The following is a 22,660-nucleotide window of genomic DNA, read 5'->3' on the forward strand; positions in this document are numbered from 1 at the left end:
GTTGGATGGCGCAGGCGGTGAACCGACGTGGCCGAGGCACCTTCGACGCCAAGGCCGGGCTCGCCGGCGCCAGGCCCGCCCGAAACATCGATCAGGCAGGACCCTGGGTACCGCGAGCGCAGGCCAGGGCATCGGGCGCCAGGCTAGGCCGGTGCTTGATGCAGATGGTCGATCATCTCCGCAATCTTGAGGCGCTGGACCTTGCCGGAGGGCCCTCTGGGCAGCCATTTCACGATGTGAACATGTTCAGGCGCCTTGTAGTCACCGACCTCCTCGCGACAGTAGTCGAGAAGTTCTTGCTGGGTCGCCCGATGGCCTTCCTTGAGCACCACGACGGCCTCTACGACCTGCCCGTAGTGCCGGTTTTCCATGGGATAGGCGGCTGCCTCCAGCACCGCCTCATGGGCCAGCAGGGCGTCATCGATCTCGCGCGGGGCGATGTTCTCGCCACCCTTGATGATCAGCTCCTTGATGCGGCCCGTGATGAAGAAGAAGCCTTCCTCATCGCGATAGCCAAGGTCGCCGGTGTGCAGCCAACCCTCTTTATCGATGGTGTCTGCTGTGGCCTCGGGATTCTTGTAGTACTCCTTCATGACGTTGTCGCCGCGGACCACGATTTCACCGATCTGGTGGCAGGGCAGTACCTGTCCTGTCGAGTCGAAGACACTGACCTCGTTGCGGTAGGCGATACCGGGGGATCCGTAGCGAGATTCGAAAGGGGGCAAGGGGTTGGACAGGATCTGGGCCGCGGTTTCGGTCAGTCCCATGGTTTCCACCAGGCTGACACCGAAGGTGGTCTCGAAACGGCGGTGGCTCTCCGCCGGCAGTGCCGAAGAGGCAGATCGCCCGAAACGCACCTGACGCATGCGCGGATCCTCGCGCAGGTCCTTCGACTCCGGCTTCTCGGCATGCTCCAGCAGGTAGGCGACAATCGTCGGCACGATACTGAACCAGGTGCACTGGTTGTCGAGCAGCCAGTCCCAGAATGCCGAGACACTCAGCTTCTCCGGCAGCACCACACTGCCGCCACTGATCAGTGGCGCCATGATGGTGACCACCTGGGCGTTGATATGGTAAAGCGGCAGAACGCAGAGGGCGCGATCCTTCTGGCACAGCGAGTGGGCCTCCATGGTGCACCTTCCCCCCGCGATCAGATTGGCGTGGGTCAGCACGACGCCCTTGGGCTTGCCCGTTGTGCCCGAGGTATACATCAACAATGCCGTGTCGTCGGGCGCTACCACGGGCAAGGGCGAAGACGCGATTCGCTCTTGCTGCCGCGGCCCGTTGCGAGGACAGGCGACCAGAATTTCCTTCTCGCTCCCGTCGAGCAGGCCATCAAGGCGCTGCTCGTAGTGGGGCGATACGATGACAGTCGTGGCATCACAGTGCTCCAGCACGTAGCGCAACTGGGCATCCCCTGCGATGGCGTTCAAGGAGACCGCGACACGACCGCTGGCCATGATCGCCAGCAGCAGTGAGGCGGTCCACAGTCCGTTGTCCATCAGCATGGCCACATGGTCGCCGGGCTGGCAGCCGCGCGCCTGAAGAAGGCCATGCACCCACTCGACGCGCTCCTGGAGTCGGGACATCGAGACCGTCTCGCCAGTGTCGGGACAGATCAGGAAATCAGTGGCGGGTTGGCGTTCACACTGATGCTTGATGGTGTCTTGAATGGTCATCATCTGGCCGGCCTCTAGAAGGGATTGGCGATGCCATGCTTGTCGAAAAAACCGGAAAACAGATCCTGGGGCAGAGGGGGAGAGGCCTCGATGGTGCGCACGATGCGGGTCGTGTTGAGGTAGTGGCGGTAGTTCATGTTGTCGGAAATGCTGTTCTTGCCCCAGCTACCGCAGCCCATCGACAAGGAAAACGGAAGGGCGTTGTCGAAGTTGCCACCATTGCCGAAGGCGTGGGCCTGATTGACGATCACCCGGCAGACCGGCATCTCCAGTCCCAGCTTCTCGATGTGCTCATCGGTGGTGCTGTGGATACCGCAGGAGTGCCCCTTGCCCTGGTATTCGAGCAGTTCCCTGGTGATCGCAAAGGCATCCTCGAAGTCTCTGGCCCGGTAGAGGGTCAGCACCGGTGACAGCTTTTCGCCCGAAAAGGGGTAGTCCGCCCCGATGCCGCTTTCCTCCACCAGCAGGATCGAGGCGTCGAGACACGCCGGACGATCGAGCCCCACGGTGCTGGCGATACTGCCGGCATCCCGGGCGATCACGTCACGACTGAGGTTGCCATCCGTCCACATGCGACCTTCGAGAATCCGCTTTTCCTGTTCGGTCAGCAGTACCGCTGCGTGTTCCTGCAGTGCCGAGACCATGCTGTCGTAAACGCTGTCGAGGATGACCAGGCTGTTCTCCGAGCTGCAGCTGGTCGCATTGTCGAAGGTCTTGGAGGCAAGAATCTTGCGCGCGGCATCTGCGATATTGGCGCTTTCATCGATGATGACCGGGACGTTGCCTGCCCCGACGCCGATGGCCGGGGTGCCACTGGAATAGGCGGAGCGCACATTGTTCTGGGAGCCGGTGACGACGATCAGATCGACCAGTTGCATCAAGGCATGGGTGCTCGCCTTGGTCACCGGGTCCGGTAGCAGTTGCACCAGATCCCGGGGGGCTCCGATACGGGCGAGCTCGTCCTGCATGTAGTTCACCAGCCGTTCGCACACGGCGTAGCCCTTGGGCGAGGGAGCCAGCACGATGGCGTTGCGACCCTTGAGTGCGTTGATCGTCTTGTTGGTGGGCGTGGCCGCGGGGTTGGTGGAAGGCACCACGGCGCCGACCACGCCGATCGGGCGGGATATCTCGACGATGCCTGTGCTTGGGTCTTCGGAGACGATACCCACGGTACGCTTGCCCTCGAGGTTGGCCAGCAATCCAAGGGTCTTGCGGTGGTTCTTGGCGATCTTGTCGGAAACCTTGCCAAGCCCGGTGGTGGCCACCGCGAGTTGTGACAGCTCCTCATTTCGCGTGGGCTCCATCAACGCCCAGGCGGCGGCCAGCACGACTTCATCGACTTGCTGCTGGTCGTATTGCTCGAACCGTCGCTGGGCTTCTCGGGCTCGTTCGACAATGGGGGCTACCAGCCGGTAGGCGCTATTGTCGTCAGAAGAATGCTTGTGGTTGGTGTTCATGCTGCTACCTCGACGTGTCGATGGGGGGAAGCAAGGGCGGCTCAGGGTGTGGATGGCGGCTCCCGGCGGTGCAGGGGAATGAGGCCTGAGTTCCACGCGTCGCTACCCTTGCTTTCGTTGCCGTTGGCCTGAAATCCGCAGCGGTCACGGTGTCTCGAGCTGAGCGAAGAGTTCAGTCAGGTACGCTTGCTGTTGTTTCCACAGCGCCTCGAGGTCGGACGCTTCCATGACGCGAAGGGTCGATCCGCCTTCTTTCATCTGCTCGGCGATTCCCTCGTCCTGGAACATGTCGATGAAGTTGGAAGAGAGGTAGTCGACCGTTTCCGCGTCGACCCCTCTGGGAACCATGATCCCCCTGAGGTTGAGGCTGGTGTCGTCGACGTCGTAGCCCGCCTCGATAAAGGTGGGCACATCCGGCAGGAAATCTTCGCTTCTTTCGAGATCGGCAATGCCGAGAATCTTGATGCGGTCCTGGTTGCGGAAGGCGTCGGACAAGTTGTTGAATCCCGCCATCACCTGACCACCGACAACAAACCTGAGGGCGTCCACTCCTCCTGAGGTAGGAAGGTACTTCAGGGTCACCTCGGCGCTTTGCTGAAGCTGAAGGGCAGCAATATGGTGTCCGACGTAGAGCCCGGCGCCCGAGACCGTCAACTTTCCAGGGTTGGCTCTGGCGTACTCCACCACGTCATCGATGGAATCGAACTCACTGTCCTTGCCGACGATGAGTACGGCAGGGTCTGCGCCCCAGTTTGCAATCGGCTGCAGGTTCTCGATGCTGTAGTCGGTGTCGTACATGATCGACTGAGCGATGAAGTGCGGCACGTTATAGGCCGCAATATCGTAGCCATCGGTAGCGCCGGTACTGACAAACTGATTCCAGCCGATCTGTCCGCCTGCCCCCGGGCGGTTGATCACCGTGACCGGCTGCCCGAGGTACTCATCGCCTTTCGAAGTGACGATCCTGGCCTGGAAGTCTGTCGCACCACCAGCCGAATAGGCGACCGTCAGATTCAAGGGCTTTTCCGGGAAGTCCGCCAGGCTGGGGAGGGGAGCAAGCAACAGACAGGCCGCGAGGGTTGACGCTGTTTGACGCTTTACTGAGGTGGCGTGAATAGTCATTGTTTTATGCCTTCTACAGAAGTAGGCCTTTGGGAAACTGCACCTTTAACAGGGCAGTGAATACGCCGAAGAGCACCGCCAGAAAGCCGGTACCGATGACGATGTTGAGAAGGATCTTTCTGCCCGAGGAAAGCCCGGGCATATAGACGCTACTGATGACGACGAACCCCAGCAGGGTGGTGACGTAAAAGCCGAGAATTCTTAGCGCGAGCAGCAGCAGGAAAAAGATGGCAAACGCCGGGATGATGCTGCCCCAGGGGATGGAGATGGCGCCTTCCTCGGCCTGGCCTGGGGCCAGGATTTCCACCGCGAGCAGCACGACTGCCAGAGTCAGTACGATCAGTGACACCACTCGGGGAAAGCTGTAGCCGTATGCCCCGCCTGCCCAGGAGGCGGCTACCAGGCCAAGTGCAATGATCAGTGCGCCGAGGGCCACCTGACGCGGTTTAGTGAGCATCATGGTTGGCCTCCGGATGTACCTGGACTCGATGATCGGGCGTCGCACGCTGGCGGGTCTTGCGGGCCTGCCAACTGGCGTAGAGGCTGTAGGCCACCGACAGCAGGCACAGCGAGACCAGCAGGATATTGAGCCAGCCACCGAACATGTAACGCAGCATGCCGTCGCCGGCCTGGGCCAGCATCTGACTCTGAAGGAAGTTGGTTTCGGCAATAGGGCCGAGAATGATGCCGAGTACGATGGGCCCGGGGGTGAAGCCGTACTGCATGCCGAAGTACATCAGGGAGCCCATGGACATCATGATGATGACGTCGGAGAAGCTGTTCTGGACGCTGTAGGTGCCGAAGATGGCCAGCGTGGTCACCGCCGCCGCCATGATGTGGCGAGGAATCCGAATGACGTACTTGCCGATCCCGCTGATCCACAGCCCACACACCACCAGCAGAATCTGGCTGATCAGCAGTGCTCCCATGAAGGTCCAGGCGACCGAGGCATGCTGGGTGAACAGGTCTGGTCCGGGAAAGAGGCCTTGAATCAACAGGCCGCCTAGCAGCACCGCGGCGGTGGGGCTGCCCGGTATGCCAAGCGACAGCATGGGCACCAGTGACGCCCCGACCATGGCGTTGTTGGCACTTTCTGCAGCGATGATGCCCTCCGGCTCGCCCTTGCCGAAATTGTCCTTGTTGTGACTGAATTTCTTGCACTGGTCGTAGGCAATCAGCCCGGCAATCTGGCCACCGGCGCCGGGAATGATGCCGACGATGATGCCGGACAGGCTGCCGATCACCAGCGCCTTGACCTTCTTCAGGTTGAAGATGATCGCCTTGATCACGGAGGTGGGTGCCATGTCGAAGCGTTCGCCGCCGTTGGCACCCTTGGCGCCCTCTACCATCTGCAGCACCTGGGGGATCGCAAACAGGCCGATCAGGGCCGGGATGATGGTGATGCCGCCCTGCAGGTGCTCGCTGAAGACGAAGCGTTCGGTGCCGGTCACCGGGTTGAAGCCGATCAGCGAGATCCAGACGCCGATCGCCCCGCCGAGCAAGCCCTTGAGTACCGAGGCGCTGCCCAGAGAGCCGATGACGGTGATGCCGAGGATGGCCGTCCAGAACAGCTCCGGGGGGCCAAACTTCAGTGCCACATTGACCAGGTAAGGGGTCAGGAAGATCAGCACCAGGACCCCCAGCACGCCCCCGACGGCGGAGCTGATAAAGCAGTAGTACAGCGCCTGGGTCGCCTTGCCGGCCTTGGCCATGGGGTGGCCATCCAGCATCGTTGCAATGTTGGCGGGCGCCCCGGGGATGTTGATCAGGATGGCGCTGACCGCGCCGCCGGCGACCGTCGAGGTATACAGAACGCCGAGCAGGATCAGCCCCGAGGTAGCGTCCATCTTGAAGGTGAAGGGGATCAGTAGCGCCACCGCCATCGTCGGACTGAGCCCCGGCGTCGCCCCCAGAATCAATCCGGCGATCGTGCCGCCGATCAGGATAAGCAGGTTCCAGCCGCTGAGAACCTGCGGAAGGTAATGCAGTAGTTCCACCTTGAGCCTCCCGTGACGCCACAGGGGCGGGCGTCTGTTGTCGTTGTCATTCAGTTGGGATAAGCGCGTTTGCCTTTGGCGTGCTTTCTTTCACGGGCTTGATGGCGGTCGCATCAAGGTTGGTGAGCGTGTAGAGGGTCTGGATCAAGTCATTTAACAGATGTACATGAGTTGTATGTCTAGAAGGCTCCCGCGGGACTGTCAACGTATTTTTCCCTCCGAAATGCCGCTGCAATGCAGCAATGGCGGGCCTTTCAGCGGGATGCGGGTGTTCAGCAAAAGGCGCGTGATCGATCCTGCAGGCAAGGGTGCAAGGGGCACGGATGGAGGGGCGGGCGAGCGGTGGGAGGCGCTGCAGGGGCTTGGTGGAGTCAACAGGGTGGCACGACGACGGTCTTTTTTTGTAAAAAATGAACCGTAACGTATCAAATAATGAAATTCGTCTTGACCGGGCACGAATCGGCCGCTACCTTTGGATCAAGTTTCGCAAATCGGAACTTATGGTATCGAAAAGCTTGAGGCGACCGATCCGGAGCGGCTCAAGCCAAGACAAGGCCCGAGGCCCTGATGGCCGACGCCGCCAGTATCCGCTTTTGTTCCCTGGAGGAGCCCCATGAGTCACAACGACAACACCAACAAGCGCCAGGTCGTGAAGGGTAAGCAGAAGATGACGCCCTCCGAGGCCTTCGTCGAAACCCTCGTCGCCAATGACGTCACCGACATGTTCGGCATCATGGGCTCGGCCTTCATGGACGCCATGGACATCTTTGCCCCCGCCGGCATTCGTCTGATTCCGGTGGTGCACGAGCAGGGCGCGGCCCACATGGCCGACGGCTATGCCCGTGTTTCCGGCCGCCATGGTGTGGTCATCGGCCAGAACGGCCCCGGCATCTCCAACTGCGTGACCGGCATTGCGGCGGCCTACTGGGCCCACAGCCCGGTGGTCATGATCACCCCGGAAACCGGCACCACCGGTATCGGCCTGGGCGGCTTCCAGGAGTGCAACCAGCTGCCGATGTTCCAGGAGTTCACCAAGTATCAGGGCCACGTCACCCACCCGGCGCGCATGGCCGAGTACACCGGTCGCTGCTTCGAGCGGGCCATGTCGGAGATCGGTCCGACCCAGTTGAACATTCCGCGTGACTACTTCTACGGCGAGATCGAGGCCGAGATTCCCGAGCCGCGTCGCATCGACCGCGGCCCCGGTGGCGCTCAGTCACTGGACGAGGCGGCGGCCCTGCTGGCCGAGGCCAAGTTCCCGGTGATCGTTTCCGGTGGTGGCGTGGTCATGGCCGACGCGGTGGAAGAGTGCAAGGCCCTGGCCGAGCGCCTCGGCGCACCGGTGGTCAACAGCTACCAGCACAATGACTCCTTCCCCGCCAGCCATCCGCAGTGGTGTGGTCCGCTGGGCTACCAGGGCTCCAAGGCCGGCATGAAGCTGATCTCCCAGGCCGACGTGGTGCTGGCGCTCGGCACCCGTCTCGGGCCCTTCGGTACCCTGCCGCAGCACGGCATGGACTACTGGCCGAAGGACGCCAAGATCATCCAGGTGGACGCCGACCACAAGATGCTCGGCCTGGTGAAGAAGATCTCTGTCGGCATCTGCGGCGACGCCAAGGCCGCCGCGGTCGAGCTGAGCCAACGCCTCGAGGGCCGTGACCTGGCCTGCGACGCCTCCAAGGACGAGCGTCTTGCCAAGATCAAGGCCGAGAAGGATGCCTGGGAGAAGGAACTCGACGAGTGGACCCACGAGCGTGATCCGTTCAGCCTCGACGCCATCGAGGAAGCCAAGGACGAAAAGCCGTTCTCCGGCGGCGAGTACCTGCACCCGCGTCAGGTGCTGCGCGAGCTCGAGAAGGCCATGCCGGAAGACGTGATGGTCTCCACCGATATCGGCAACATCAACTCGGTGGCCCACAGCTACCTGCGCTTCGAGAAGCCGCGCAGCTTCTTCGCCCCGATGAGCTTCGGCAACTGTGGTTACGCCCTGCCGACCATCATCGGTGCCAAGACCGCCGCGCCGCATCGTCCGGCCATCGCCTACGCCGGTGACGGTGCCTGGGGCATGAGCCTGATGGAGACCATGACCGCCGTGCGTCACGGTATCCCGGTCACCGCGGTGGTGTTCCACAACCGCCAGTGGGGCGCCGAGAAGAAGAACCAGGTCGACTTCTACAATCGCCGCTTCGTGGCCGGCGAGCTCGACAACGAGAGCTTCGCCGAGATCGGCCGCGCCATGGGTGCCGAGGGCATCACCGTGGACCGTCTGGAAGACGTGGGCCCGGCGCTGAAGAAGGCGGTGGACATGCAGATGAACGAAGGCAAGACCTGCATCATCGAGATCATGTGTACCCGTGAACTGGGCGACCCCTTCCGCCGTGACGCCCTGAAGAAGCCGGTGCGTCTCTTGGAGAAGTACCAGGACTACGTCTGATACCGGCGGCGAAGGACTCCCCTGTCTGACTCGCCACGCAAGACTCTCTCGTCCGGTATGACGACATTGCCCTGGCCTGGTGCCAGGGCTTTTTTCATTCGCCAGAGGGTTGCAGAGAGCCCAGGCCGAGTGAAGGGATGGGCGGAGTCTCCGATAACAATGACCCCGGGAGAGCTGTTCCGATGAAAGCGCTCAATCATATACGCGACATGGCCCGCCAGGACCCCAGACGTATCGTGCTGTGCGAGGGCGACGATGCGCGGGTGCTCAAGGCAGGACTGGCGGCAAGCCAGGCCGGCTACGCTCGCATCTTGCTGGTGGGGGATCGTCAGGCGATCGACGCCCGCGCCGAGGCTGAAGGGCTCGAGCTTGGCGCGATCGAGCTGATCGATCCCGCCGACTCCGAGCACACCGATCGCCTGGCAACGCTCCTGCTTGAACTGCGCGGGCCCAAGGGCATGACGGCCGAGGACGCCGCCCAGCGGGTACGTGAGCCGCTGATCTTTGCCAACCTGATGGTCCGCGACGGCCTGGCCGACGGCTGTGTGGCCGGGGCGGTGCACACCACTGCCGACGTCGTCCGCGCCGCGATCCAGTTGATCGGCAAGGCGCCAGGGGCGAGCCTGGTGTCGAGCTTCTTTCTGATGATGTTGTGCAAGGAGTTCCATAGCCTGAAGGGAGGCATGATCTTCTCTGACTGCGGGCTGGTGGTGGACCCCGATGCCGAGGCGCTGTCGCAGATCGCCATGGCCGCCGCCGACAGCGCCGAGGCGCTGCTCGACGAACCGGCACGGGTGGCGATGCTGTCGTTCTCCACCAGCGGCAGCGCTCATCACGCCTCGGTGGACAAGGTCGTGGAGGCGGCGCGCAAGGTCAAGAACGCGCGCCCGGGCCTGGCCATCGACGAGGACGTGCAGCTCGACGCCGCCATCGTCGCCGAGATCGCCGAGCGCAAGCTGCCGGACTCCAGGGTCAAGGGCAACGCCAATGTGCTGATCTTCCCAGACCTTGAGGCTGGCAATATCGGCTACAAGCTGGCCGAGCGGATCGGCGGCGCCGAGGCTATCGGTCCGCTGCTGCAGGGCCTGGCGCGGCCTGCCAATGACCTCTCGCGGGGCTGCAGCGAAGAGGATATCGTCAACGTGATCGCCGTCACCACGGTCCAGGCCCAGCGCCTGTCGGTGGCGTAACATTCATCTGGCCGGCCGGGAGGGAAGATGACACTGGTACCCGAGGGAATGGAGCTGTCTGGCCTTTTGGCGGTGATACTGATCACCGTTCTGGCAGGCTACCTGCACACGGTGTCCGGGTTCGGTATCGGCATGATCATCATCGGCGTGGCCAGTGGCTTCGAGCTGGTCAGCGTCGCCACCCTGGTGGCGGTGGTCAGTCTGGTGACCCTGGTCAACAGCGCCGTGGCCCTGCCCGGCAAGCTGCATCATCTCGACCGGCGCCACCTGCTGGCACTGGGGCTCGGCATCGTGCCGTCCATCGGCCTCGGGGTGTGGGCGCTGAACTGGCTGAGCGTCAGCGCCGAGGCGCTGTTGATGCTGATGCTGGGGGCGCTGGTGTTCTACGGCGGGCTCAGCGTGGGCTTGCGGCCGCGCCCACGCGCGGCCGTATCGTCCTCGGCAGGCTTCGCCGCGAATGGCGTCATGACCGGCCTTCTGGCCGGGATGTTCGGCATGCCCGGGCCGCCGGTCATCTACCACTGCTATCGCCAGCCGCTGCCCACCGAGACCATCCGGCTATTGCTGATCGCCTGCTTCGCCATGACCTCGGGGGTGCGCACCCTGTATGTCGGCGCCGCCGGCGGGCTCGATGCCCAGGTCTGGCTGCTGGCGTTGTGGACCCTGCCGGCGGTGGCGCTGGCCACCTGGGCCGGACGCCGCTATCCGCCGCCCTGCAGCGCCGTGCTGTTGAGACGAGTGGCCATGCTGACGCTGATGGTGATCGGCGTGGGGCTGATGCTCGACGGCAGCCTGGCGCTGTGGACCAGGGCGTGAGGTTCGCACAGATACTACAACGGAACAGGAGTTTGCCCGTGAGAGTCGCCATGGAAGAGGCACCGCTTGGGGTGCTGTGTCTGGATTCTTCCTTTACCAAGCCGCTTGGTCATCTGCGCAACCCCGACACCTTTCGCCACCCGATACGCTACGAGGTGCTGCAGGGCATCGATATTCCCCGCCTGCTGCATGCACCCGGGGATGAGCTGGGCGCGCTGCTGGTGGACCGCGCCAGGCGTCTGGAGCGTGAGGGGGTGTGTGCCATCGCCGGGAGCTGTGGCTTCATGGCGCGCTATCAGGAACGGGTCGCGGCCGCGGTGACGGTGCCGGTGGTATTGTCCAGCCTGACCCTGCTGCCGTGGCTCGCCAGCGTGCACGGTGGCACAGGACGGATCGGCGTGCTGACCGCAGACTCGGGGGCGCTCAAGCGCGCCCACTTCGTCGGCGCTGGCTGGCAAGGGCCTCTGCCGGTGGTGCAGGGGCTCGAAGACGGTGATGAGTTTCGTCAGGTGATCCTGGAAGGTCGACGCGATGACCTGGATCTCGCCGCCATGGCGCAGGAGCTGGCACAGGCAACCCGAAGACTGAAAGCGAAAGCGCCGCTGGACGCGGTAGTGCTGGAGTGTACCGACCTGAGCGCTTTCGTGGAGGTGGTGCGACGGGAGGCGGGCTGCCCGGTCTACGATATTGTGCCGGCACTCGAGCTGATCCTTCGCTCCGCTGTCGGCAGGCAGCAATCGGCGCCGGACCCGCTCGTCACGGGCTGAGCGGCGACAGCGCGCGCCGGTGCCAGGTGTCGAGTCCCTTTTCCAGATAGGGCAGAAACCGCTGGCACTGGCGCGAACTGGTGTGAAAGCGCGAGGTGATCACGGCGATATCGAGGTCGATGGCGGGAACGAAGGGTAGGATCGCTACGGCGCAGTCGCGACGCATCAGAAAGCTCCAGGCCGAGACCGGGTCCACCAGGGCATGGCCGATGCCGGCATTGACCAGGCTGATGGCGGAAGGGAACAGGTGGGTTTCGGCGGCGATCTGCCAGTCGGCACCGGCCTGTCTGAGCGCCTGCTTCAACTTGAGTGTGCTCTGGTGGTGCTCGTCCAGGGTCACCAGGGCCTTGCCGTCAAGATCCGCCGCCTCTACCTGAGCAAGGCCCGCCAGCGGGCTGTGGCGCGGTACCGCCAGGTGCATGCGCAGGGACAGGTGGCGGGCATCGAGGTCGTTAAGGTCATCCTGGCGTTCGATCACGCCGACATCGAACTGGCCCTCGGCCACCCAGTCCCGGATCTTGCGCGAGCTGAAGGTCTGCAACGACAGCCGGGTATCGGGATAGTCGGCCAGGTACTCGGCCATGATCCCGGGCATGGCGGTGGGCGAGAGCCCCGGCATGCAGCCCAGGATCAGCTTGCCCGCGCGGCCCTGGCGCAGGCCATCGGCGAGTTCGTCCAGATGTGACACCGACGCCAGTACCTTGTCGACCCCCTCCATCAGATAGCGGGCCTCGGGGGTCAGCTCGGTGCCGTAGTTGTTGCGGCGAAACAGCAAGAACCCCACCTCCTGCTCGAGATTGGCGATGGCCGAACTGACCGCCGGCTGGCTGAGTTCCAGACGACGGGCGGCCTTCGACAGGCTGCCGGTGTGCACAACCTCACGAAATATCTGGAGCTGGCGAAGCTGGTGACGAACCTTCATGGGCGTCCCTCCGGGCGCCCTCGGGAAGTGAGTGAGCGCCTCTAAATTGTATTTATGGTTTCATAGTTATCTCAAAGTTGTCTTTATGGCAATGGCGGTCGATGCTGACACCACCCCCAACAACCATAACGAGGGTAGTTCCATGAATCCCATCGACCTCGGCGGTCTGCTTCTGTATTTCGCGATACTGATCTACATCGGCTATCGCAGCGCCAAGAAGGTCTCCGGCAGCGCGGACTTTGCGGTGGCCGGCAACAAGATCATCTGGCCGGTGCTGTTCGCCACCCTGGCGGCTTCCTTCCTCGGCGGCGGCGCCTCCATGGGGCGTGCCGGCAAGTCCTTCGGCGAAGGCTACGCCTTCATGGTCGCCGCCTCGGCCTTTCCCCTGGCCACGGTACTGGCGGGTCTGTTCATCGCCCCCCGGCTCAAGCGCTACGTCAACGCCCAGACCGTAGGCGACATCATGGCGCAGCACTTCGGTGCCAGCGCGCGACTGTTCACCGGCATCTTCTCGCTGGTGTTCTGCATCGGCATCCTCGGCGCCCAGGCCCTGGCGGTGGGCACCGTGTTCCACGCCATCCTCGGTATCGAGGTCTCCACCGGCATCCTGATCGGCATGGCGGTGGTGCTGTTGTATTCCACCGTGGGTGGCATGTGGGCGGTGATCCAGACCGACGTGGTGCAGTTTCTGATGCTGGCGGTGTTCCTGCCGGTGACCATGCTGATCGGCATCCATGACCTGGGCGGCCCCCAGGCGCTGGTGGAGCGGTTGCCCGAGGGCCACTTCAGCCTGATGGGCGACTATTCGGTGGGCATGTTCCTGTCGATCTTCATCGCCTTTCTGCTCGGCGAGACCCTGGTGCCGCCCTACACCCAGCGCGCCCTGTCGGCCCCTGACTCGCGCCACGCCCGCATCGGCTATTCGGTGGCCGGCGGCTTCGGCTTCCTGTTCTATCTGGTCAGCGCCACCATCGGGCTGGTCGCGCTGGTGCTCTATCCGACCATCTCGCCCGACCAGGCGATGCCGACCCTGATCCGCGACGCCCTGCCGGTGGGCATCACCGGACTGGTGCTGGCCTCGCTCCTGGCCGTGGTGATGTCCACCGCCGACTCCTACCTCAACTCGGCGGCGGTGATCTTCGTCGGTGACATCTACAAACCCTTTATCGAGCCTGACGTCAGCGAGAAGAAGCGGCTGTGGATCGAGCGGCTGGTCAACCTGCTGATTGGCCTCGGCGCGGTGGTCTTCGCCCTTTACGCCACCTCGATCATCGATGCGCTGCTGCTCAGCTACGCGCTGTGGGCGCCGACCATTCTGCTGCCCTTCGTGTTCGCGGTGCTGTTCGATCTGCGCTGCACCCGCTCGGCGGTCGCCGCCATGCTCGCCGGCGCCCTGGTGACCATCCTGTGGAAGTGGGGGCCCTTCGACCTGCAGGCAGCGACCGGTCTGACCGCGCTGATCGCCGGCGTCATTGCCAATGTGCTGGTGTTTGTACTGGTCTACCGACTGTTCCGCTCGGTCCCCGACGCCCCTGTCACCGCCAAGGCTCAGTGAAGGAGATTCCCATGACTCTGTACGCTCTTGCTCTGTATACCGTCAGTGCCGTCAGCATCCTCACCGCGGTGGGGGTGGGTATCGCCTCTTGGCGCTTCTACCGCGACAACTGAACCCCACAATATTGCCCACAAGACGCGGCTGGCCCCAAGCACGGGCCGGCCGCCCTCGTCCAACAGGAGACAGTGCATGAATACCATCGCCGTCGTGGGTGCCGGCATCGTCGGGCTGGCCGTGGCGCGTTCGCTGGCGGGACGTGGCCACCGGGTACAGCTTTTTGACCCGGGCCCGCCGGGGGAGGGCACCTCCTTCGGCAACGCCGGCCTGATCGCCAACTACGCCACCTCGCCCATGGCCAGTATCGATACCTTGAGGCAACTGCCTGGAGAGCTGTGTCGGCGTGACGCCTCGCTGTCTGTTGACCCTCGCTATCTGGCCCGCCTGGCGGGCTTTGGTCCGCGCTTTCTCAAGGCGGCTACACCGTCGCGTTTTGCCCACCACAAGTCGGATCTGGTGGCGCTGATTCAGGATGCGGTCAAGGCTCAGCACGCGTTGCTTGAGTCGCTCGAGGCGCCGGATCTGTACGCCGACACCGGCTGTCTGCAACTCGCCCGCCAAGGCGACCCGCTGGCCGCGACCCTGGAGGCGTCGGCCCGTGCCAAGCGGGCCGATGGGGTGGCCTGTGAGGTGCTTACGGCGCAGGAGGTGCGCGATCTGGAACCCGTGATCCATCCCGCGGATCTCGTCGGCGGCCTGTACTTCCCCGAGACGCGCCACCTCAAGGATTCCCTGGCGGTGAGCCAAGCACTGTGGAAGCGGCTAAAAGGCGAGGGCGTGGTGCAGCATGGTACCCGCATCAAGGGGCTGGTGCCGCTGGCCGCGGGGGGCTGGCGCCTGATCTGTGAGGACGGCGAGAAAGGTGAGCACGGCGAGAACGGCGAGAACGGCGAGAACGGCGAGTCCCGTGAGTACCAGGCCGACCAGGCCGACCAGGTCGTGCTGTGCGCGGGCATCGCCAATGATGCCCTGCTCAAGTCGCTCGGGGTGTCGCTGCCGGTGGTGAGTGAGCGCGGCTACCATGTGCGGCTTGAAACGCCGCTTTCGCTGTCGCGCCCGGTGGGCTGGCTGGCCCGCCACTTCTACGCCACTCCCATGCATGGCGGCGTTCGCCTGGCCGGCACCACCGAGTTTACCGCTCCTGACCGCGCCGCTGACGAGCGCCGCTGGGAAAGGCTCAAGGGCTGGGGGGAAGCGCTGTTCGGACGGCCCCTGAGCCTGGCAGAGCGCTGGATGGGCGTGCGCCATTCGACACCGGACGGCCTGCCGGTAGTGGGGCAGGTGACGGGCAGAGAAGGGCTCTTCGTGGCCTACGGCCACGGCCACCTGGGGCTGACCCAGTCCGCCCACACCGGCGAATTGATCGCGGCCATGATCCACGGTGAAGTCCTGCCTGACTACGTCGCCAGCCTGTCCCCTGCCCGGTTCTAGTAGCGACGCCTCGACAACATCAGCTCCACCACTTCGTCGAGCAGGGCGTTGTCGAGGGTCTGGTCCAGGGCGATGACCCGGTGGCGGGCGTAGTAGGGACTCAGGTCCAGGCCGACGCCGAGGCCGATGATATCGATGGGGCCGGGGCGACGGCCGTTGCCACCGCCGAAGGTCGCGACCACCGAGCGCAGGTGGTTGTCGAGGTAGTGGCGGTCGTTGGCCAGGTTGGTGGCGCTGTCCGAGGGGCTGCCGTCGGAGATCACCACCAGCAGGCGGCGATTGACGTCTGCCGCCATCAGGCGCTGGCAGGCCCACTCGACCGCTTCACCGTCTATCCCTTCCTTGTACAGGTCGGCCTTGAGCAGGGCGGCGAAGCGCTTTCGCGCGCGTCGCCACGGCTGCTGGGCGTCCTTGAAGATCAGATGGCGCGCCTCGTTAAGCCGTCCCGGCGTGGCGGGGCGCCCGGCCTTGAGCCAGTCGCGCTGGGCTCGGCCGCCGTTCCAGGCGGCGGTGGTGAAGCCCAGCACCTCGCTGTCGACGCCGGCCATGTCCAGCGCCCGGGTCAACAGCTCGACCAGCATGGCGATGGACTCGCCGTGGGCCTTCATCGAGCCGGAGCAGTCGATCAGCAGGGTCACCTGGGCGTCGCTGACCGGACGGTAGCGCTCGCGCCGAAAGACGCGCCGCTCCTGAGGGGAGGAGACGATCTGGGACAGCCGGCGGCCGTCGATGACGCCGCTTTCCTCGCCGTCCTGCCAGCCATCGCGATCGGCCACCGACAGGTGGCGGCGAAACTGACGGGCCAGACGACGCACATTGACCTTCTGGGCGTGCAGGCGCTCGTCCAGGCGCGCCCGATACTCTTCCAACTGGGCCTGACGCACCAGGCTGTCGGCCTCGCGCTCGCTGTCGTAGGCGGTGGTGAAGGCGCGATAACGATGGGCGCCGTCGGCCAGGGTGCGGCTCTGGCCGGTGGCGGCCAGGGGCACCTCGTCGTCGAGCTCGTCCTCGCTGTCGAGCAGCAGTGCCAGCGCCCGGCGTGGGTCCTTGGCTTCGTCCTTGCGCTCGCTCTGGGGCTCGTAACCTTCGAGCTGGGCACTGATCCAGTCGGCGATGTCGCGGGCGTGACGCTGGAATCCTTGCTGGTCGTGGCGCTCGCGCCGCAGTCCCGCCAGGGCGTGGCCCAGCGCCGGTACGATATTGGCGCGGGTCGCTTCCAGCAAGTCCTCGAATTCCTCGAGCATGGGCGCCGCCATCAGCCGTGACCGGCTGATCTGGATCACGCAGAACAGCAACAGGCCCAGCGCGCTCTCGGTGAGCTGGGCGTGGTGATAGTCCAGCGACCAGCGCTCGAAGCGTGCTTTCAGGTTGCGCGCCATGCCTGGGGCTGGCCCGTCCATCAGGGCCTCGACCCGACACTGCTCGAGCCAGTCGTAGATCAGTCGCGGCTCGGGTTCCTCGGGGCGCAGGCGCTGGTGCAGCCGGTCGTCGCTGAAGCGCTGGCGCAATGCCAGGGCGTCGCTGACGGCGCGATAGTCGGCGAGTGACAGGCAGTCTTCGGCGAGCTTGAGGTGAGGCGCGCGCAGGGCCACCCGGGACGCCCCTCGGTAGAGCCTGCGACCGGCGTAGAACCAGTCGTGCTCACCGGTGTGGGCGCGCAGCACGGCTGCCTCCAGCTCCTCCAGGTACTGCTGGCGGCGCTGGCGGGCGAGCGCCAGCGCCGCCTCGCCCGCTGCGCTCATGGCGCCTCCCCGGCGTCTTCTTTCTTGTCCAGTGAATCCCGAACCTGTGAATCGCCGTCTGAAGTCGCGCTGGCCACTGACTCGCTGAGTTCGGCATCGAAGCAGCGCTGGTAGAACTCGGCGACCAGGGGCCGTTCGTGCTCGTCGCACTTGTTGAGAAACGATAACCGGAAGGCCAGCGCCGGGTCGCGGAAGATCTCGCAGTTCTCGGCCCAGGTGATGACGGTACGCGGCGACATCAGCGTCGACAGGTCGCCGTTGGCGAAGCCCTTACGGGTCAGCTCGGCCACCGCCACCATGGCGTCGATGTGGCGTCGGCCACGTTCGTTGTCCTTGCTCGGCACCCGGGCGAGCACGATCTTCACTTCCTCGTCGCGGGGCAGGTAGTCGAGCTTGGCGACGATGTTCCAGCGGTCCACCTGGGCGTGGTTGAGCAGTTGGGTGCCCTGGTAGAGGCCGTCCTGGTTGCCCAGCCCCACGGTATTGGCGGTGGCGAACAGACGAAACATCGGATGCGGGCTGATGACCCGGTTCTGGTCGACCAGGGTGAACTGGCCGTCGCGCTCCAGAATGCGCTGGATCACGAACATCACGTCGGGACGCCCGGCGTCGTACTCGTCGAAGATCAGCGCCACCGGGCGCTGCAGCGACCAGGGCACGATGCCTTCCTGAAACTCGGTGACCTGGACCCCGTCGCGAATGACGATGGCGTCCTTGCCGACCAGGTCGAGTCGGCTGATATGGCCGTCCAGGTTGACCCTGACGCAGGGCCAGTTGAGGCGGGCGGCCACCTGCTCGATATGGGTCGACTTGCCGGTGCCATGCAGGCCCTGAACCATCACCCGGCGGTTGCGGGTGAAGCCGGCCAGGATCGCCAGGGTCACGTCGGGATTGAAGCGATAGGCGTCATCGATGGCCGGCACATGGTCGTCGCGCGTCTCGAACACCGGGACCTGGAGGTCGGAGTCGATGCCGAAGATTTCCCGGGCGCTGTACCAACGCTGGGCGGGGAGGGCGTCGTCGAGCAGGGGTGAGGCGTCGGCCATGGTCGTCAATCCTGAAACGCGGTGGAAAGGTGTGTCGTCACTATAGACCTGTTTTAAAAAATAACGCAAATTGTATCGAAAAATGAGATTTGATTGATCTTGTGTCGCTGCGACGATTGGCCTTCGGCGGTGATAACAGCGGTGATAACGGCGGTGGCAGCGGTCGCGACAGCGGCGCTGAATGGACATGGGCAGACGAGCGAGGAGGCGAGCATGAGCGATGTAGTGGTGGTGGGCGGCGGGGTCATCGGCCTGATGAGCGCCTGGCAGTTAGCCGAGGCGGGGCTTTCGGTGACCCTGGTGGAGCGCGGGCGCTGTGCCCGGGAGGCCTCCTGGGCCGGTGGCGGTATCGTCTCGCCCCTCTACCCCTGGCGCTACAGCGCCCCGGTGTCGGCGTTGTCGGCACTATCGGAAGAGGTCTATCCGGGGCTCTGCGATGAGCTCAGGGAGACCACCGGCGTCGACCCTCAGTTCAGCCGACACGGGCTTCTGTACCTGGCGGTGGAAGATGCCGACGCGGCGCGTCGCTGGGCCAGGTGTCAGGCCAAGCCGCTCGAGGACATCGACGCCGATGCCATCCGCCGAATGGAGCCGGCGTTGGCCGACACCCATTGGGTCCGCCAGGGCCTGGGCGGACTGTGGATGCCGACCCTGGGTAGTCTGCGCAATCCGCGCCTGGGCCGTGCCCTGCGTGCGCGGCTCGAGCGGCATCCAGGGGTCGAGCTGCGCGAGGGCTGTGAGGTGACCGGCTTCAAGGTCGTGGCCGGGCAGATCCAGGGCGTCGACACCGCCACTGGTGGGCTCACCGCGTCCAGGGTGCTGGTATGCGGCGGCGCCTGGAGCGGTGCCCTGCTCAAGCACCTCGGGGTCGGCATGGCGGTGGCACCGGTCAAGGGCCAGATGATGGTGCTGCGACCGGCTCCCGGCACGCCGCGGCCGCTGTCGCGGGTGGTGCTGGCCGATGGGCGCTACCTGATTCCACGGCGTGATGGCCGCATCCTGGTGGGGTCCACCCTTGAGCATCAAGGCTTCGACAAGCGCACCACCAGTGAGGCCCGGGTGTCGCTGTATCGCAGTGCTGTGCGCCTGCTGCCGGCGCTCGCCCGGGCGTCGATCGAGCACCACTGGGCGGGCCTGCGTCCCGGCTCCCCCGGGGGGATACCCTTTATCGGTGAGGTGCCGGGATGTCGTGGCCTCCACGTCAATGCCGGTCACTTTCGCAACGGCCTGGTGCTGGCGCCGGCGGCGGCGCGGCTGGGCGTCGAGCTGATGCTGGGGCGCACCCCTTGCGTGGAACCAGCCCCCTATCGCATCCAGCGCGAAGAGCCGGCGGGCCCTTTCTCTACCGCTGGCTCGACGTCCGTGTCGGGGCTGGCCCAATCGACGGCGGGCAACTGGTGCTAAGTGGCAGACGACCGGCCCCTATAGGCTCAAGGTGAGTCGAGGCGCGCTGCGCCTCGCCACCACTTTGCTGACACAGCGTGGGCGACACCCCCGCGCTGCCAATAACAAGGAGTCTCACCATGAGCCAGCCCGACGCCCAGTTTCTCGCCGACTTCGCCGACGCCCTCAACCGTCACGATATCGATGCGGTGATGTCGATGATGACCGACGACTGCGAATTTCATGCAGTCGCAGGTCCCGACCTGCTCGGCAAGACCTTTCGTGGTCAGCAGGAGGTTCGCGCCGGGCTGCGTGCCGCCTGGGAAAACGCGCCGGACGCCCAATGGCTCGACGGCGTGCATCAGGTCGTGGGAGATCGCGGCTACAGCGAAAGCACCTATAGCGGCACCACCGCCGATGGCATGCGCTCCGAGGCGCGGATGATCGACGCCTTCACCTTCCGTGACGGCAAGATCGCGGTGAAGAACGCCTACCGCAAGCAGCGCCCCGCCACGCCGGTCAACAACGGCTGAGCGACCTCGGATACCTGACTCGGGAGCTTCGACATGCTGGATCTACAGACCCCGCTGGCCGCTTCGTCGGACGATGCCGCCCGGGCCACTCCGGCCCAGGCCCCCTATGATCCCGCCTATGACCCGTTGACCGCCAGGCAGGTCGGTACCGGCTGTGACTATGCGCCGACCTACTGGATCGCCACCGCCGGCGAGCCCCCGGCCGACGATGGCCCGATCGTGGTGGACACCGACGCCGACGTGGTGATCATCGGCTCCGGGTTCACCGGCCTTACGGCGGCGATCTTTCTGGCCGAGCGCTACGGCATCAAGGCCACGGTGCTCGAGGCCAACCGCGTCAGCTGGGGATGCAGCACCCGCAATGGCGGCCAGGCCCAGTGCGCCTCGGGGCGGCTCAAGCGGTCTCAGTGGATCCAGCGCTATGGCCTCGATACCGCGCTCAAGTTGCACCGCGAGTGTGTCGAGGGCATGCAGACCTTCAAGTCGCTGATCGCCGATATCGACTGCGACCCGCAGCCCGGCGGGCACCTGTATATCGCCCACAAGGATAGGGTGATGCCGAGCCTGGAGAAGGAGGCGCGGCTTCTGCGCGAGACCTTCGACTACGACGCTCGCATCATCGACGGCGACACCGTCAAGCGTGAGTGGGTGGGCGACAGCGAGGCGGCCGGCGCCATGCACGAGCCCGAGGGCATCGGTATCCACGCCGCCAAGCTGGCCTTCGGCTACCATCGCAAGGCGCGCGCCCTGGGGGTGAAGATCCACCCTGCGAGCCCGGTGCTTGGCTGGGAGACCCATGGCGACGTGCACCATCTGCGCACGCCAGGCGGCGTGGTCAAGGCGCGGGCGGTGGGCATGGCCACCGGCGGCTACGTCACCGGCCAGCTGAGCCCCCACCTCAAGAACCGGCTGCTGCCGATTCTGTCGAACTCCATGGTCACTCGGCCGCTGACCGAGGCCGAGATCGAGGCCACCGGTTTCCGCACCCGACAAGTGCTGACCGACACCCGAATCCTGCGCCACTACTATCGGCTGCTGCCGGACAACCGCGTGCAGATCGGCAGTCGCAGCGCCATCAGCGGCCGCGATGCCCCCAGGGAGCGCTACGCGGCGGTACTCAGGGCCGACCTGGAGCGCAAGTTCCCGGCGCTTGCCGGCATCGAGATCGACTACTCCTGGTGGGGCTGGGTCGACGTCAGCCACGACATGATGCCGCGCATCCATCAGCCGGACCCGAAGGAGAGCGTCTACTACGCCCTGGGCTATGGCGGCAACGGGGTGATGTACTCGGCCCAGGCCGGCAAGCGCCTGGCCCAGTGGATCGCCGGGGAGGGCAGGTCGCTGGATCTGCCGATCTTCACCTCGAAGCTGCCCTTTCCCAACCTGCGCGAACGTATCGAGTCGGAGGCCTTCGCCCCCTTCCGCCGATTCGGCCAGCGCTTCCTCTATCGCTACTACTACTTCAAGGATGAGGTGCTCTGAACCCGATCGGTCCCGTTCTGGCTATGGGTAACCCTCACGACGATGCCGCGACCTTGGGGTCGCGGCTTTTCAATGTCTGTGGTGCTGCGGTGGGTGCTGCGGCTACTTCACTTCCTCCGGTGGCAGCATCTTGTCGAGGCGGTCGAGAAAGGCCTGCTGAACCGCTGTCACGCCGTCTTCCCGCCAGGCCACCTCGGTGACCAGGCACTCCTTTACCCCCTCCAGCGGCAGTAGGGTGACGCCCTTGCGCACATAGTTGGTGGCGCACTCCAGGTGCACGGTGACGCCGAAGTCGCAGGCGACAAAGGCAAACATGGTCTCGCTGTTGAAGGTCTCCTGGGCGACATGGGGTTCGAAGCCCGCCTGCCGACAGATCTGCTCGAGCATCTGGCGAAAGTGCAGCCACATGCTGCGGGCGCCAAGAATGAACGGCTCCCGGGCCAACTCCTCCAGCCGGATGCTCTTGCGCCCGGCCAACGGGTGGTTGTCACCGACCGCGGCGATAAAGTGATCTCGCTGGATGGGACGGGAACGCAGCCCCGGGGTCAGCACCGGGCCGGTAACGAAGCCGAAGTCCAGGCGGCCCTCGGTCAATTCGTCGAGCTGCTGGGCGGTGGAGCCGAAGCTCAGGTCGAAGTGGATGTCCGGATTCTGGCGGCGAAAGTCGTCCAATAGTGCCGGCAACTCACCGGTGATGGCGAAGTCGGTGTAGCCGATGGCCAGCCGGCCCAGTTCTCCACGGCCCGCTCGCTGCGTCTTGAGCACCGCATCATCGACCTGGCGCAGTATCTGGCGGCTCTCCTCGAGCATGATGCGTCCCGGATCGGTGAGGCGGACCTGGCGATTGTTGCGCACGAACAGCGCTTCACCGATGGCGTCCTCGAGCTGAGCGATGGTGCGACTCAGCGCCGGCTGGGCGACGTTGAGACGCTCGGCGGCGCGGCGAAAGTGCAGGCTGTCGGCCACGGCGACAAAGGCGTAAAGGTGGCGAAGCTCAATGCGCATTGATGCCTCACAGGTATCAAGTGAACGTTAAATGATATTATA

The 22,660-nt window shown here is 64.8% G+C and carries 18 protein-coding genes; 9 read left to right on the forward strand and 9 right to left on the reverse strand.

Going from position 1 to position 22,660, the window contains the following annotated elements:
• Positions 1-143: 143 nt before the first annotated feature.
• The 5 genes from NFG57_RS05645 to NFG57_RS05665 all read right to left on the reverse strand — a co-directional run bounded on the left by NFG57_RS05645 (position 144) and on the right by NFG57_RS05665 (position 6,255).
• On the reverse strand, positions 144-1,682 hold the full coding sequence (locus tag NFG57_RS05645; RefSeq protein WP_348815600.1) for an AMP-binding protein: 1,539 nt from the start codon (positions 1,680-1,682) through the stop codon (positions 144-146).
• An 11-nt stretch (positions 1,683-1,693) separates the two neighbouring features.
• Positions 1,694-3,136, reverse strand: coding sequence for an aldehyde dehydrogenase family protein (locus tag NFG57_RS05650; RefSeq protein ID WP_348815602.1), 1,443 nt, complete (start codon positions 3,134-3,136; stop codon positions 1,694-1,696).
• Positions 3,137-3,280: 144 nt separating this feature from the next.
• On the reverse strand, positions 3,281-4,258 hold the full coding sequence (locus NFG57_RS05655; protein WP_348815603.1) for a tripartite tricarboxylate transporter substrate binding protein: 978 nt from the start codon (positions 4,256-4,258) through the stop codon (positions 3,281-3,283).
• A 13-nt stretch (positions 4,259-4,271) separates the two neighbouring features.
• On the reverse strand, positions 4,272-4,718 hold the full coding sequence (locus tag NFG57_RS05660) for a tripartite tricarboxylate transporter TctB family protein (protein ID WP_348815604.1): 447 nt from the start codon (positions 4,716-4,718) through the stop codon (positions 4,272-4,274).
• The gene (locus tag NFG57_RS05665; protein ID WP_253029268.1) at positions 4,705-6,255 is read right to left on the reverse strand and encodes a tripartite tricarboxylate transporter permease; all 1,551 of its coding nucleotides are present in this window, start codon (positions 6,253-6,255) and stop codon (positions 4,705-4,707) included. The genes NFG57_RS05660 and NFG57_RS05665 overlap by 14 nt, the downstream gene beginning before the upstream one ends.
• Positions 6,256-6,868: 613 nt before the next feature.
• Here NFG57_RS05665 and xsc point away from each other — a divergent pair.
• The 4 genes from xsc (at position 6,869) to NFG57_RS05685 (ending at position 11,462) form a co-directional block, all read left to right on the forward strand.
• Positions 6,869-8,689 carry a sulfoacetaldehyde acetyltransferase gene (xsc, locus tag NFG57_RS05670; protein ID WP_045991934.1) on the forward strand — a complete coding sequence of 607 codons (1,821 nt, stop codon included), beginning with the start codon at positions 6,869-6,871 and terminating at the stop codon, positions 8,687-8,689.
• A gap of 182 nt (positions 8,690-8,871) precedes the next feature.
• A complete protein-coding gene (pta, locus tag NFG57_RS05675; RefSeq protein ID WP_348815605.1) occupies positions 8,872-9,879 on the forward strand; it encodes a phosphate acetyltransferase in 1,008 nt (335 codons plus the stop codon).
• Positions 9,880-9,906: 27 nt separating this feature from the next.
• Complete coding sequence (locus NFG57_RS05680) at positions 9,907-10,695, forward strand: TSUP family transporter (RefSeq protein ID WP_205254722.1); 789 nt, start codon at positions 9,907-9,909, stop codon at positions 10,693-10,695.
• 38 nt (positions 10,696-10,733) lie between these two features.
• Positions 10,734-11,462, forward strand: coding sequence for an aspartate/glutamate racemase family protein (locus NFG57_RS05685; protein WP_348815606.1), 729 nt, complete (start codon positions 10,734-10,736; stop codon positions 11,460-11,462).
• On the opposite strand, the gene NFG57_RS05690 is transcribed toward NFG57_RS05685, so the two are convergent.
• Complete coding sequence (locus NFG57_RS05690; protein WP_052704284.1) at positions 11,452-12,384, reverse strand: LysR family transcriptional regulator; 933 nt, start codon at positions 12,382-12,384, stop codon at positions 11,452-11,454. The genes NFG57_RS05685 and NFG57_RS05690 overlap by 11 nt on opposite strands.
• A gap of 142 nt (positions 12,385-12,526) precedes the next feature.
• Between NFG57_RS05690 and NFG57_RS05695 the strand changes: the two genes are divergently transcribed.
• Together NFG57_RS05695 and NFG57_RS05700 are read left to right on the forward strand one after the other, a co-directional pair.
• Positions 12,527-13,939, forward strand: a complete 1,413-nt coding sequence (locus NFG57_RS05695) for a sodium:solute symporter family protein (RefSeq protein ID WP_348815607.1) — start codon at positions 12,527-12,529, stop codon at positions 13,937-13,939.
• A gap of 189 nt (positions 13,940-14,128) precedes the next feature.
• A complete protein-coding gene (locus NFG57_RS05700; RefSeq protein WP_348815609.1) occupies positions 14,129-15,427 on the forward strand; it encodes an FAD-dependent oxidoreductase in 1,299 nt (432 codons plus the stop codon).
• Here NFG57_RS05700 and NFG57_RS05705 read toward each other — a convergent pair.
• A complete protein-coding gene (locus NFG57_RS05705) occupies positions 15,424-17,169 on the reverse strand; it encodes a cobalamin biosynthesis protein CobT (protein WP_348815610.1) in 1,746 nt (581 codons plus the stop codon). The two genes, NFG57_RS05700 and NFG57_RS05705, sit on opposite strands and share 4 nt — an antisense overlap.
• The gene (locus tag NFG57_RS05710; protein WP_348815612.1) at positions 17,166-18,215 is read right to left on the reverse strand and encodes a MoxR family ATPase; all 1,050 of its coding nucleotides are present in this window, start codon (positions 18,213-18,215) and stop codon (positions 17,166-17,168) included. The genes NFG57_RS05705 and NFG57_RS05710 overlap by 4 nt, the downstream gene beginning before the upstream one ends.
• A 213-nt stretch (positions 18,216-18,428) precedes the next feature.
• Between NFG57_RS05710 and thiO the strand changes: the two genes are divergently transcribed.
• From thiO to NFG57_RS05725, 3 genes are all read left to right on the forward strand, one after another.
• On the forward strand, positions 18,429-19,619 hold the full coding sequence (thiO, locus tag NFG57_RS05715) for a glycine oxidase ThiO (protein WP_124802466.1): 1,191 nt from the start codon (positions 18,429-18,431) through the stop codon (positions 19,617-19,619).
• 119 nt (positions 19,620-19,738) lie between these two features.
• Positions 19,739-20,131, forward strand: a complete 393-nt coding sequence (locus tag NFG57_RS05720; protein WP_045991941.1) for a nuclear transport factor 2 family protein — start codon at positions 19,739-19,741, stop codon at positions 20,129-20,131.
• Positions 20,132-20,164: 33 nt separating this feature from the next.
• On the forward strand, positions 20,165-21,613 hold the full coding sequence (locus NFG57_RS05725) for an FAD-binding oxidoreductase (RefSeq protein ID WP_348815614.1): 1,449 nt from the start codon (positions 20,165-20,167) through the stop codon (positions 21,611-21,613).
• 102 nt (positions 21,614-21,715) lie between these two features.
• Here NFG57_RS05725 and NFG57_RS05730 read toward each other — a convergent pair whose 3' ends face one another.
• Entirely contained in the window at positions 21,716-22,618 is a 903-nt protein-coding gene (locus NFG57_RS05730) for a LysR family transcriptional regulator (RefSeq protein ID WP_108131561.1), read from the reverse strand.
• Positions 22,619-22,660: the final 42 nt, after the last annotated feature.

It is taken from the genome of Halomonas sp. H10-59 (assembly GCF_040070555.1).
In the GTDB taxonomy this organism is placed as follows: domain Bacteria; phylum Pseudomonadota; class Gammaproteobacteria; order Pseudomonadales; family Halomonadaceae; genus Halomonas; species Halomonas litopenaei.